This is a genomic window from Mycobacterium paraense, from assembly GCF_002101815.1.
Taxonomy (GTDB): domain Bacteria; phylum Actinomycetota; class Actinomycetes; order Mycobacteriales; family Mycobacteriaceae; genus Mycobacterium; species Mycobacterium paraense.
Genome location: NZ_LQPM01000016.1, coordinates 49,645 through 62,027, shown reverse-complemented (window position 1 = coordinate 62,027; position 12,383 = coordinate 49,645). Strand labels below are relative to the sequence as shown.

General features: G+C 71.2%; 13 protein-coding genes and 1 pseudogene. 8 read left to right on the top strand and 6 right to left on the bottom strand.

Features of this window, described 5'->3' with window-relative positions; translation table 11 throughout:
• On the top strand, window positions 1-627 hold the full coding sequence (locus AWB89_RS15560) for a class I SAM-dependent methyltransferase (protein WP_085174855.1): 627 nt from the start codon (window positions 1-3) through the stop codon (window positions 625-627).
• On the opposite strand, the gene AWB89_RS15555 is transcribed toward AWB89_RS15560, so the two are convergent.
• Genes AWB89_RS15555 through AWB89_RS15535 form a run of 5 tightly spaced genes read right to left on the bottom strand, consistent with a single transcriptional unit; the run spans window position 621 to window position 4,201 of the window.
• Window positions 621-2,162 (bottom strand): polyamine aminopropyltransferase, encoded by a 1,542-nt coding sequence (locus tag AWB89_RS15555; protein WP_085174853.1) that lies wholly within the window; start codon window positions 2,160-2,162, stop codon window positions 621-623. The genes AWB89_RS15560 and AWB89_RS15555 overlap by 7 nt on opposite strands.
• On the bottom strand, window positions 2,159-2,614 hold the full coding sequence (locus tag AWB89_RS15550; RefSeq protein ID WP_085104342.1) for a DUF350 domain-containing protein: 456 nt from the start codon (window positions 2,612-2,614) through the stop codon (window positions 2,159-2,161). Before AWB89_RS15550 ends, AWB89_RS15555 begins: the two co-directional genes overlap by 4 nt.
• Before the next feature lie 32 nt (window positions 2,615-2,646).
• Window positions 2,647-3,078, bottom strand: a complete 432-nt coding sequence (locus AWB89_RS15545) for a DUF4247 domain-containing protein (RefSeq protein WP_085174875.1) — start codon at window positions 3,076-3,078, stop codon at window positions 2,647-2,649.
• Window positions 3,075-3,581 carry a DUF2617 family protein gene (locus AWB89_RS15540; RefSeq protein ID WP_085104344.1) on the bottom strand — a complete coding sequence of 169 codons (507 nt, stop codon included), beginning with the start codon at window positions 3,579-3,581 and terminating at the stop codon, window positions 3,075-3,077. The genes AWB89_RS15545 and AWB89_RS15540 overlap by 4 nt, the downstream gene beginning before the upstream one ends.
• 8 nt (window positions 3,582-3,589) lie before the next feature.
• A complete protein-coding gene (locus tag AWB89_RS15535) occupies window positions 3,590-4,201 on the bottom strand; it encodes a DUF4178 domain-containing protein (protein ID WP_085104346.1) in 612 nt (203 codons plus the stop codon).
• Window positions 4,202-4,342: 141 nt separating this feature from the next.
• Between AWB89_RS15535 and ruvC the strand changes: the two genes are divergently transcribed.
• From ruvC to AWB89_RS15505, 7 genes and pseudogenes are all read left to right on the top strand, one after another.
• Complete coding sequence (gene ruvC, locus AWB89_RS15530; RefSeq protein WP_085104348.1) at window positions 4,343-4,909, top strand: crossover junction endodeoxyribonuclease RuvC; 567 nt, start codon at window positions 4,343-4,345, stop codon at window positions 4,907-4,909.
• Window positions 4,906-5,496 carry a Holliday junction branch migration protein RuvA gene (gene ruvA, locus AWB89_RS15525; RefSeq protein WP_085104350.1) on the top strand — a complete coding sequence of 197 codons (591 nt, stop codon included), beginning with the start codon at window positions 4,906-4,908 and terminating at the stop codon, window positions 5,494-5,496. The genes ruvC and ruvA overlap by 4 nt, the downstream gene beginning before the upstream one ends.
• A gap of 2 nt (window positions 5,497-5,498) precedes the next feature.
• Window positions 5,499-5,582, top strand: a pseudogene (locus AWB89_RS28465) (hypothetical protein); the annotation flags it as partial.
• On the top strand, window positions 5,579-6,625 hold the full coding sequence (gene ruvB / locus AWB89_RS15520; RefSeq protein ID WP_085174851.1) for a Holliday junction branch migration DNA helicase RuvB: 1,047 nt from the start codon (window positions 5,579-5,581) through the stop codon (window positions 6,623-6,625). The pseudogene AWB89_RS28465 and the gene ruvB, both read left to right, overlap by 4 nt.
• A gap of 79 nt (window positions 6,626-6,704) precedes the next feature.
• On the top strand, window positions 6,705-7,358 hold the full coding sequence (locus tag AWB89_RS15515; protein WP_085104354.1) for a hypothetical protein: 654 nt from the start codon (window positions 6,705-6,707) through the stop codon (window positions 7,356-7,358).
• A 110-nt stretch (window positions 7,359-7,468) separates the two neighbouring features.
• Complete coding sequence (locus AWB89_RS15510) at window positions 7,469-7,855, top strand: DUF1304 domain-containing protein (RefSeq protein ID WP_085174849.1); 387 nt, start codon at window positions 7,469-7,471, stop codon at window positions 7,853-7,855.
• Window positions 7,856-7,970: 115 nt separating this feature from the next.
• Complete coding sequence (locus tag AWB89_RS15505; RefSeq protein ID WP_085174847.1) at window positions 7,971-8,711, top strand: hypothetical protein; 741 nt, start codon at window positions 7,971-7,973, stop codon at window positions 8,709-8,711.
• A 60-nt stretch (window positions 8,712-8,771) separates the two neighbouring features.
• Here AWB89_RS15505 and car read toward each other — a convergent pair whose 3' ends face one another.
• The gene (gene car, locus AWB89_RS15500) at window positions 8,772-12,278 is read right to left on the bottom strand and encodes a carboxylic acid reductase (RefSeq protein ID WP_085174845.1); all 3,507 of its coding nucleotides are present in this window, start codon (window positions 12,276-12,278) and stop codon (window positions 8,772-8,774) included.
• Window positions 12,279-12,383 lie beyond the last annotated feature (105 nt).

The window sequence follows — 12,383 nt, the reverse complement described above, 5'->3', positions numbered from 1 at the left end:
ATGACCGAGCCGTCTACCGTCAACCATCACGCCGACCACGCGGGCTTCAGCGGCGCGATCGGACTGGTGGCCGCGCTCGGGATGCTCGTCACCGGACGCGGTAACGCGCGCTTCGCCGCCGAGTCGGCCGCCGTATCGGACACCGACCGCGTCGTCGACATCGGTTGCGGCCCGGGCAATGCCGCGCGGGCCGCCGCCAAGCAGGCCGCGCGCGTCGTCGGGGTGGACCCGTCCGCGCTGATGTTGGGTCTGGCCCGCCTCGCGACGCGCGATCACCCGAACGTCGGCTGGGCGCAGGGCACCGCCGAGGCGCTGCCCGTCCCCGACGGTTGGGCGACCGTGGCGTGGTCGCTCAAGACGGTGCACCACTGGAAGGACGTCACCGCCGGGCTCGCCGAGCTCCGGCGCGCGCTGGCGCCGGCGGGGCGCCTGGTGGTGCTGGAGCGACGCGTCCAACCCGGCGCCACCGGCTTGGCGAGCCACGGGTGGACCGAACAGCAGGTCGAGTCGTTCGCCGCGCAGTGCCGTGCCGCCGGGTTCACCGGCGTGGGTGTCGAAGAGCACCGCCGCGGCCGCGGGTCGGTGTGGGTGGTGCGGGCCGTTCGGCCGAGGGCGGCCACTCAGTAATAGCCGCGCCGCATGTCGTCCACGACGCGGGGATTGTCCAGCGTCGACGGCTCGAGGGCGCGGGGCCCGATGTCACCGGAGAACACGGTGGCGGCCGTGAGCACCTGCTGGTTGAGGAAGCGCAGCGGCGGCGCGCCGGCCGGCATCGTGGGCGTGGGCGCGGTGTCCGTGCGCCGCGCCAGCGCGAAACCCCAGTCGCCGAACGTCGGCACGTGCACGTGATACGGCGTGACCGCGTAGCCGGCGGCCCGGACCGTCGAGACCGTGCGCCAGAACGCGTTCGGGGTCGAGAACGGGCTGCCGGCCTGCACCACCATCAGCCCGTCGGGGGCCAGCGCGCGGGCGGCGAGCGCGTAGAACTCCGTCGAATACAGCCGGCCCAGGGTGGGGGTGTCGGGGTCGGGAAGGTCGACGATGACGGCGTCGAACACCTCCGGGGCGCCGCGCAGCCACGTCATCGCGTCGCCGATCACGACGTGCACGCGCGGGTCGTCCAACGCGCCGCCGTTGGCGTCGCGCATCGTGGTGCGCGCCAACTCGATCACCGCGGGGTCGAGCTCGACCTGGACGATCCGGGCGACGCCGGGCTGGCGCAGCAGCTCGCGGGCCGCCAGGCCGTCGCCGCCGCCGAGCACGAGCACCGAGCGCCCGCCTTTCACATCACCGCCCAGCGCCGGATAGACCAGGCTTTCGGTGTAGCGGTACTCGTCCCGGGTGGAGAACTGCAGGCCCCCGTCCAGGTACAGGCGCATGTCGTTGCCGCGCCGGGTCACCACGATCTCCTGATACTGCGTGTGCCGGTAGGCGACGATCGGGTCGGCGTAAAGCCTTTGCCTGCTTGTGGTTTCGATGTCGGTCGAGCGCACCAGCAGCGTGGCCAGCACCGCGAGCGCGGCGGTCAGCGCGCACAGCGCCGTCGCCAGCTGCCGCGGCGAGACGACGCGCCGCAGCAGGAACAGGGCCACGACGGCCGCCGCCGCCAGGTTGACGATGCCGGTGGCCGCCGCGCCGCGGATCATGCCCAGGTGCGGCAGCAGCAGAAACGGCCAGACCAGCCCGCCCAGCAGCGCGCCCAGGTAGTCGGCGGCGTTGAGGTTGGCCAGCGTGCGGCCGGCGTCGGAGGGCCCGGCCGTCCGGCCGCGTTGCAGCAGCGTCATCAGCAGCGGCACCTCGGCGCCGACCAGGCCGCCGATCAGCGCCGTGCCCGCCGCCAGCACCCACGTCGAGCCGACCGAGCCGTCCAGGAACGCGAACACCACGTACAGCGCCGCCGCCGACAGCCCGCCGACGATACCGAGGGCCGCCTCGACGGCGATGAACGCGATCGCCGCGTGCGCCAGCAGCGGCTTGACCAGCAGGGCGCCGGCGCCCAGCGCGGCGATGTAGCCCGCGACGATCAGCGAGGTGGCGACGATCCCGCCGCCGTTGAGGCTGGCCGACAGCGTCAGCAGGGCGAGCTCGTAGATGATGCCGCAGGCCGCGCACGCCGCCACCGCGGCCAGCAGCACGGCGCGCCACCGCACCGGGGAGGTCATGACACCGCCGCGGCGGTCACCCCTCCCACCGCCAGCAATATCAGCGCCACCGCGAACGACCCGGGGTGCAGCGTGGGCTCGTCGACGTGCTCGTGGAAGTTCCCCGGTATCAGCAGGTGCATGCACAACAGCGCGATGCCCAACAGGATCACGCCCATCAGCCCGTACACCGCCACGCCGAGCAGCCCCTGGCCCAGCTGGCTGTAGCTGTTGGCGATGGCGGTGATGATGACGATCGTCAGCGAGACGTACATCGAGCCCGCGACGACGACGGCGTTGGGGCGCCGATCGACGAACACCAACTGCCGCAGCTTGCCCGGGGTCAGCCAGTCGACCATGTAGAACCCGACGAGCAGCACCGCCATCCCGACGGCGAAGTACAGGATCGTCGCGACCGCGCCCTTGAAGACGGGATTGAGGTCGACGTTGCCGATCTCGACGGCGAGGTACATGGTTGTCTCCTTTTGCTCGAATCGCTAAGCCATCACTTGGTCCCGCCGGGGCCGCCGGGAGAGCCGCCGGCGCCGCCCGACGGGGATCCGGGGAAGAAGCCGGGGCCGAGGAAGATGAACGAGCCGTGGCTGTACCCGGCGCTCAGGGGCTCGACGCGAATGCTGCACGGGTAGTTGCCATCCGGGCCCACGATCACGATGTTGTTGCTGTAGCGCAGGTATTCGCTGTTGCCGTTGGCGGCGCGCGCTTCGGGCGCCTGATAGTCGGCGAGCGTGTCGGCGACCTGCTCGGGCGATCCGGTGCAGACGTAGCGCGTCCCGTTCACGTCGTGCGCGTACTCGTGGTAGTGGCCCGCGATGTAGGAACCGATGTCCTTCTGCTGCAAGGTGATTCCGAAGACCAGCGACACGACGGCGGCGACGGCCAGCGCGCCGGAAATCAGGAACAGGCGGTTGCGGCTCACGGGCGCCACCGGCTCGCCGTGTGCACCACCAGGCCGCCGGCGTCCGGGCGCGGGTACAGGTGCCAGGTCTGCCACCGCCAGCCTGCGCCGTCGGGCTCGGCGGCCAGCGCGGTCAGGGCGGCGTCGTCGCCGGGGAACGTGCCGCCGAGCCAGCCCGGCTGCCGCGCGCAACGCTCGCGAAGATCACCGGCCAGCCGGCGGAAGCTCGCCTCGTCGAGCGTCTCGGTGCGCGACCGAAGGCGGTAGCCGCGGCCCTTGGACCGCTGCGGCAACTCGCCGCCGACGCTGCGTGCGGTGCACGAAACCTGTTCGGAGAAGCCACGTTTCGGGTGCTCGACCGCGACGACGTGCGACGCGCCGAGGACGCCGAGCACCAGCGCGCTCCCGTCGGGGTGCCGCAGCGTGCAGCTGGCCAGCGGCGCCGGAGCGGGCGCGTTGAGCGCGAGCCCCAGCCGCTCGCCGGACACATCCGCAGGCGTCACGGCGAGCTGATGGAGGGGCACGGGTGGTCCTACGGGCCGGTGGGCGGCGGCGCGGGGTAGACGGTCAGCTCGCCGGGCACCACGTGCTTGCCCGTCGAGATCTCCCAGGGCATGTCCGGGGCCCAGCGCTCGAACGAGAGCAGGGCGGTCTCGCCGGTGTTGGCGCAGTCGAGGAACTCCATCTCGCCGCCGGCCGGCAGGCCGGTGGTGCCCTCGGTGGTGTAGGACGCCCGGCCGCGCTCCGTTTCGTGGAATGTCACCCCGTCGATGACGTATTGGTCGCCCGGCTGCAGCGTGAGGTCCTTGCGGGTCACCCACATGGCCAGCTCCAGGCGCCCGTCGTCCTCCTCGACGCTCAGCCAGATCGGCTGGTCGCCGCCCTCCAGGAGGTGCTCCCACCACACGAACGGGCCCTCGCGGAACGTCACCGAGCCGCGGACCACCAGGTCGACGCCGCCGTAGCTGACGATGGCCCCCGGACCGAGCTGGCGGGGTCCGAACTGGGGCATGGCGTTGAAGGAGAGCGGGTCCTGGCGCCCGCCCGGGCGGGCCGGCTTCTTGGGCCGCCGCACCGCGATGACCAGCACCACGATCGACGCGATGAACAGCACTGCCGCGAGGACGAGCAGGAGTGTTCCCACGCCAAACCTTCCGTTGCCACAGTGCTAGAGCGAACGTGGGCTATAAGTTAACAGCATTCGCCGGTCGCAGCGTGTCCTACCGGATCCCGTCGGCCCCGCCCGCTAGGCTCTCGAACAGCTGTTCGTACGAAGGAGCCGGCCATGCGCGTGATGGGCGTCGATCCCGGGCTGACCCGATGCGGCCTGTCGGTCGTGGAGACCGGGCGCGGGCGCAGCGTCGTCGCGCTCGACGTCGACGTGGTGCGCACCCCGTCGGAAGCGCCGCTGGCCAAGCGGTTGTTGGCCATCAGCGATGCCGTCGAGCACTGGCTGGCCACCCATCAACCCGACGTGGTGGCCATCGAGCGGGTGTTCTCCCAACTGAACGTCACGACCGTGATGGGCACCGCGCAGGCCGGCGGCGTGGTGGCGCTGGCCGCGGCCCGGCGCGGCATCGACGTGCACTTCCACACCCCCACCGAGGTCAAGGCCGCGGTCACCGGCAACGGCGCCGCCAACAAGGAACAGGTCACCGCGATGGTCACCAGAATCCTTGCGCTGCAAGCCAAGCCGACGCCGGCCGACGCCGCCGACGCGCTCGCACTGGCGATCTGCCACTGCTGGCGGGCGCCGATGCTGGCCCGGATGGCCGCCGCCGAGGCCCTGGCCGCGCAGCAGCGCCACGCCTACCGGGCAAAGGTGCAGGCCAAGCTGAAGGCCGCTCGATGATCGCCTCGGTGCGCGGCGAGGTGCTCGAGGTGGCGCTCGACCACGTGGTGATCGAGGCCGCCGGCGTCGGCTACCGGGTCAACGCGACGCCGTCGACGCTGGCGACGTTGCGGCAGGGGACCCAGGCGCGGCTGATCACCGCGATGGTCGTCCGCGAGGATTCCATGACGCTGTACGGCTTCACGGACACCGAGACCCGCGACCTGTTCCTGACGCTGCTGTCGGTGTCGGGAGTCGGGCCGCGGCTGGCGATGGCGACGCTCGCCGTGCACGACGCCGCGGCCCTGCGCCAGGCGCTGCACGACAGCGACGTCGCCGCGCTGACCCGGGTGCCCGGCATCGGCAAACGCGGCGCCGAACGGATGGTGCTGGAGTTGCGCGACAAGGTCGGGATCGTCGCCGCGGGAGCCGCTCCGGCGGTCAACGGCCACGCGGTGCGCGGCCCGGTGGTGGAGGCGCTGGTCGGCCTCGGTTTCGCGGTCAAGCAGGCCGAGGAGGCGACCGACAAGGTGCTGTCCGACGACCACGACGCCTCGACGTCCAGCGCCCTGCGCGCCGCGCTGTCGTTGCTGGGTAAGTCGCGATGATGCGCGCCGGCGACGATGCAGTGGGGGCGCCCCCAGCCGCGAAGCGGCGAGGGGGACGGAGCGATGAGGAGGAGCGGCGCAAATGACGGACGACTACTCCGAACGGGACGTCTCGCCGGCCCTGACCGTGGGCGAGGGTGACATCGACGTCAGCCTGCGGCCGCGCTCGCTGTCGGAGTTCATCGGCCAGCCGCGGGTGCGCGAACAGCTGCAGCTGGTCATCGAGGGGGCCAAGAACCGCGGCGGCACACCGGATCACATCCTGCTGTCCGGCCCGCCGGGGCTGGGCAAGACGTCGCTGGCGATGATCATCGCGGCCGAGCTCGGCTCGTCGCTGCGGGTGACGTCCGGCCCGGCGCTGGAACGCGCGGGCGACCTGGCCGCGATGCTGTCCAACCTGGTCGAGCACGACGTGCTGTTCATCGACGAGATCCACCGCATCGCGCGGCCCGCCGAGGAGATGCTCTACCTGGCGATGGAGGATTTCCGGGTCGACGTGGTGGTCGGCAAAGGGCCCGGGGCGACGTCGATCCCGCTGGAGGTGGCGCCCTTCACCCTGGTCGGCGCCACCACCCGGTCCGGCGCGCTGACCGGCCCGCTGCGCGACCGGTTCGGGTTCACCGCGCACATGGACTTCTACGAACCCGCCGAGCTGGAGCGGGTGCTGGCGCGTTCGGCCGGGATTCTCGGCATCGAGCTGGGCGCCGAGGCCGGCGCCGAGATCGCCCGGCGCTCGCGGGGCACCCCGCGGATCGCCAACCGGCTGCTGCGCCGGGTCCGCGACTTCGCCGAGGTGCGCGCCGACGGCGTGATCACCCGCGACGTCGCCAAGTCCGCGCTGGCGGTCTACGACGTCGACGAGCTGGGCCTGGACCGCCTGGACCGGGCGGTGCTGTCGGCGCTGACCCGCGGCTTCGGCGGCGGCCCGGTCGGCGTTTCGACGCTGGCGGTCGCGGTGGGCGAGGAGGCCGCGACCGTCGAGGAGGTGTGCGAGCCGTTCTTGGTGCGCGCCGGCATGGTCGCGCGCACCCCGCGCGGCCGGGTCGCCACCGCGCAGGCCTGGACGCACCTCGGCCTGACCCCGCCGGCCGGGGCCGCCGGGCTGGGCCAACCAGGCCTCTTCGACTAGCGCCGGTTAGGCGTGTGTGTTACGTCACCGCCGCCCGGGGTACCCACGCAGCATCAGTACTTACTGTAGGAGGTTTCTGATGAGGCACACCGGCCCCGACTATGACCGCGCATCCGCGCCTTACATGCCCCGCACCCGCGGCGCCGTGAGCGGGCTACTCCTGATCCTCTTGGGTGCCTGGGGTGCGCTGGCACCGTTCATCGGACCCCTGATCAGGTGGACCTATTCCCTCGACCCCGCATGGACCTGGACGGCCGCGAAAGGCTGGCTCGAGGTCTTCCCCGGCGTCGTCGCCGCGGTGGGCGGCCTGATCCTGATCGTCTCCGGAAACCGCGCCAGCGCCATGCTCGGCGGCTGGCTGGCGGTCTTCGCCGGCGCCTGGTTCGTGGTCGGCCGGGCGTTCGCGCCGACCCTGCAAATCGGCGACGTCGGCCAACCCGCGGCCGCGTCGGACCTGAAGAGGGCCCTGCTCGAGGTCACCTACTTCACCGGGCTGGGCGCGCTGATCGTGTTCCTCGGCGGCGCCGCGCTGGCTCGCGTGGCCGTCCGGCACGCCCGCGACGTCGTGGTGACCGAACCCGCGCCCATGGCGACCACCCCGGCGGCGGAGCCGGCCATGTACGACGAATCGGCTCGCGACGTGCGCGCCGACGAGCGCGCCCGCGGCGGCCTGTTCCACCGGCGCGCCGGCGGCGGGCTCTTCGGCCGACGCCACCACCACGCCGGCGTGTAGCTCCTCCTCGGCAGGCAACGCGCCTTCGCGCGTCAGGGCAGCTTGCGCACCCGCCGGTCGGTATTCTTCTTGACGCCGCAAACGGGCTGTTCGACTAGCGAGGAGGAGCGATGCTCACCGCCGGGTTGGTGTTCGCCGCGCTGGCCGCCCTGTTGCACGTCTACATCTTCACGATGGAGTCGTTGACCTGGACCTCGGAACGCACCCGCGCCAGGTTCGGCACGTCGGCCGAAGAGGCGGAGGCCACCAAGCTGCTCGCCTTCAATCAGGGGTTCTACAACCTGTTCCTGGCGATCGTCACCGGCCTCGGCATTCCGCCCGTGGTGATGGGGGACACCGCCGTGGGAGTGGCGCTCATCCTGGCGGGCGTCGGGTCGATGGCCGCCGCCGCGGTCGTGCTGCTGCTGTCGGCGCCGGAGAAGGCGCGGGCCGCCGTCATCCAGGGCACCTTCCCGGTGATCGCCATCGCGCTGGTCGTCATCGGTCTTTACCGGTAACACCAGTCACACTGGGCCCATTGGCCACGACCTCGATCGGCCGCGTTACACCCCCGGCGGCCGTGGGTACCCCTGCGGGGCTGAAGTAGTCCGGCTTCTATTCGAGGGGAAATTGATGACAGACGCAGAAAACAGCCGACCCAGCGCAATGTGGATGCCGCGGTCGCGCGGCGCGCTCAGCGGATTGATCCTGGTCGTTCTGGGCGCTTGGGGTGCGTTGATACCGTTCGTCGGCCCCCACTTCAATTTCGCCTACACGCCGGACCAGGACTGGACGTGGACGACGGCCCGGGGCTGGCTCGAGGTGCTCCCCGGCGGCGCGGCGGTGCTGGCCGGCCTGCTGCTGATCTTTTCCGGAAACCGGGTCACGGCGATGGTGGGCGGCTGGCTGGCGGTGCTCGCCGGCGCGTGGTTCGTGATCGGCGGCGACGTCGCCCCGATGTTGGGCATCGGTTCCGCCGGCGATCCGATCGCCGCCTCCGACCGCAAGCGGGCCGTTCTCGAGGTTTCCTACTTCTCCGGTCTGGGTGCCCTGATCATCTTCGTCGGGGCGGTCGCCGTGGCGCGCTTGGCGGTGCGGTCGGCGCGTGATGCCGAGGTCCTGAGTCGGGTGGCCGAGGCGCGTGCCGCGCGGGCCGCCGACCCGGCGTACGCCCAGCCGGCCTATTCCGAGCCGGAGTACAAGTCCGATTCGGCGGCGGAGCCGCCGGCGGAGGTGTCCTCGGGCGCGCTCACCCAGCCGCGGGTCGACCGGTACGGCGCCGGTGAAGATCAGCCCAAGCGCGGATGGCGCCGCCAACGCGGCGAGGGAACACCGGGGCCCGCTTACCTGCGCTGGCCGCATCCCCAAGGCTGACCACCCCCGACAAAGCGAATCGCCGAGCCCCCGCGGGGGCTCGGCGATCGCGTTGGTGCCTTACAGCAAGCCGAGCAACTGCAGGTCGGTGATGTACTTGACGATGATCGGCGCCGAGACATGCGGGATGTCCTTGTCGGGGCCGATTTTCGCCTCCTGCACCGCGGCGCGGAACCGGTCGGTCGGTGCCAGCGACCCGCGCAGCGGCTTCTCCGGCTTCTGGTAGTTGTGCAGCAGCGGCAGCAGCGAGTACTGGCGCTGCCGTTCCGGCAGGGCCCGCATCGATCCCTCGAACCGGCGCAGCCATTCGGCGTAGTCGTCCACCCGGTGCAGCGGGTAGCCGGCCTCGATCAGCCAGTCGACGTACTCGTCGAGCCCGATGCCGTCGTCGTACGGGTTCATCACGTGGTACGTCTGGAAGCCCTCCGTCTGGGTTCCCAGGGTGGAGATCGCCGAGGCGATGAACTCGACGGGCAGCCCGTCGTAGTGCGCGCGCTGCCGGTTGCCGTCGGCGTCCAGCTCGTAGAACGAGCCGGGAGCGACGCCGGTGGCCACCAGGCTCAGCATCAGCCGGGTGAACATGTCCGGCAGGTTGAGCTGCCCCGCGTAGGTGGTGTCGGCCAGGATCATGTCGCACCGGAACACCGCGACGGGCAGGCCGCACAGGTCGTGGGCCTCGCGCAGCAGCACCTCGCCGGCCCACTTGCTGTTGCCGTAGCCGTTGGCGTAGTTGTCGTTGATCGCCCGCGTCGCGCTGATCTCGCGGATGTCGGCGTCCTCGACGAACTTGCCCGGCTCGATCTGGTCGCCGACCCCGATCGTCGACACGTAGACGTACGGCTTCTGCTTGGTGGTCAGCGCGATCCGGATCAGCTCGGCGGTGCCGAGCGCGTTGGGCCCGAACAGCTCGCTGTACGGCAGCACGTGGTTGACCAGGGCCGCCGGGTCGACGATGAGGTCGACGGTGTCGGCCAGCCGCTGCCACGTCGCCTGGTCCAGGCCGAGGTTGGGCTCACCCTTGTCGCCGGCGAGCACCTCGAGGTGCTTGGCCGCCAGCGCCTGATAGTGCGCCAGCAGCGCGGGGTCACCGCTGTCGAAGGTGTTGTCCAGCCGCGCGCGGGCCTCCTCGTCGGAGCGGGCCCGCACCAGCGCGATCACCTTGCCGTCGACCAGGTCCATCCGCTCGAGCCAGTCGAGCGCCAGGTAGCGGCCGAGGAAGCCCGTCGCACCGGTCAGCAGCACCGTGCGCACCTCGGAGGTGGGCTTCGGCAGCTCGGGCGCACCGGCCAGCGTCGAGGGCTCCAGGAACTTGTCGAGCGTCAGGTCGCTCGCGCGCACCTCGGTCGCGTCGCGACCGTGCACGGCCGCGAACGTGGGCCGCTTGGTGCCCTTGCGCTCGGCCTCGATGTAGTCGGCGATGGCCCGCAGGTCGTTGGCCGGGCTGACGATGACGCCCACCGGCACGTCGACCTCGAAGATCTCGCGCAGCAGGTTGCCGAATGTCAAGGCGGACAACGAGTCCCCGCCCAAATCGGTGAAGTGCGCCTCGCCGGACAGGTCGCTGGTCGCGGTGCCCAGCATCGCGGCCGCGGCGCGGCTCACGGTCTCGAGCACCGGACGGTCCGCCCCGCTGCTGCGCAGCTCGCTCAGCTCGTTGGCCTGGCCCTGGGCCAGCTCGGCGTAGAGCGCCTCGAGCCGCTCGCCGTAGTGCTGCTTCAGCTTCGGCCACGCCAGCTTGCGGATGCCGGTCAGCAGACCGTTCTCCAGGCTGAACGGCGTGGTCTCGATGAGGAAGTCGCGCGGCACCTCGTAGGACTGCAGGCCCGCGTCGCGCGCGACGTTCTGCAGCGAATCGGCGATCAGCGGCTTCAGCTCGTCGGCCTGGTAGCGCTCCAGGGCCTCCTCGGTGGGCACCACGACGGCCAGCAGGTAGGGCTGCGCGCTGTTGCCGTAGATGTAGATCTGGCGCACCAGCGGGCTGTTGCCGAACTCCGCCTCCAGCTTGGCCAGGGTGACGAACTCGCCCTGCGCGAGCTTCAGCACGTTGTTGCGGCGGTCGACGTAGACCAGCTTGTCGGGCGCGACCTCCGCGAAGACGTCGCCGGTCCGGTAGTAGCCGTCCTCGTCGAACACGTTGGCGGTGGTCTCGGCCCGCTTGTAGTAGCCGGGGAACATGTTCTCGGTCTTGAGCAACAGTTCACCGCGCGGGTGCGGCCGGTCGGTGGAGAAGTAGCCCAGGTCCGGCACGTCGACCAGCTTGTAGTCGACGACGGGCGGGCGCTGGACTTCGCCGTTGAACAGGACCATGCCGGCCTCGGTGGAGCCGTAGCCGTCCACCAACTCCATCTCGAGCAGCGCCTCGACCCAGTTCCTCAGCTCGGGGGAGGTCGGCGCGGAGCCCGTCATCGCGAAGATGAACCGGCCGCCCAGCAGGTAGCGCCGCTGCTCGTCGAGGACCTCGGCCTCGACGGCCTGGCGTTCGTCCTGGCCGGCGCCCTCGGGCAGCCGCCGGTCGACCTGGCGCTGGAATTCGCCGAACAGCGTCTCCCAGATCCGCGGCACAAAGTTCAGCTCGGTCGGCCGGACCAGCTCGAGGTCCTCGAGCAGCGTCGAAAGGTCACTGCGGGCGGCGAAGTACGCGGTGCCGCCGTTGCCGAGGGTGCCGTAGAGGATGCCGCGGCCCATGACGTGGCTCATCGGCATGAAGTTGAGGGTGATCGACGCGGGGGTCTCCCCGAACCAGTTGTGGCTCGACCGGCGCCACATCTTCCCGACGTTGCGCGCCGGGTACATCGCGCCCTTGGGCGCGCCGGTGCTGCCGGAGGTGTAGATCAACAGCGCCAGCGGGTCCTCGTCCGACGGCGCCGGCAGCGGTGCGTCGGGCAGCGACTTGCCGCGCTCGAGCACGTCGGCCAGCGTCTGGATGGTGATGGGCGTGTCCGCCAGCCGCGCGCGGGCGGCCTCGACGGCCTCGCGCTCGTCGTCGGCCTCCGGGTGGTAGTCGAAGACGACCAGGTGGGCGGGCGTGTGACCGTTCAGGATCAGCTCGACGGCGTCCGGCAGCTGGTTGACGCTGGAGGCGATCACGCTCGGCTGCGTCTCGGCCACGATCGGCTGCAGCTGGGCGAGCGCGGCGCTGGTCTGCAGCGGAACGCTCACCGCGCCGACGACGCCCAGCGCCATGTCGATGGTGGCGTAGTCGACGCTGTTGAAGCCCAGCACGCAGACCCGGTCCCCGACGCTCAGCGAGTCGTGGCTCAGGGCGCGCGCCAGCGCGGCGACGCGCTCGCCGACCTCGCGGTAGGTGATGGTCTCGTAGCGGGGGAGCAGCTCGACGGTGGTGCGACCCGTCTTGGGGTCCTTGACGAACTCGACGGCGCGCTGGCCCAGCGCGGGTCGCTCGGCGTAGCCGTCCAGCACCGTCCGGATCACCTGCGGCAGCGGCAGCCCGGGCTGTTCGAGGGCGGCGGCGACCGCCGGGTCGGGGCGGGCCGCGGCGAACTGCGGGTCAGAGGCGGTGAGCTCGTCGACTCGGCGTGCGAGCCGCTCTTCGGAAAAAGTCGACATAAGGCTTCCCTTGATTGTTTAAGGAGTAAGTGGTTCCGGTTGCGCGACGTTGCGCTGATCCGTAAAACGTTAGCAAAACTAATGGTATTCCTTAACGGGACACCG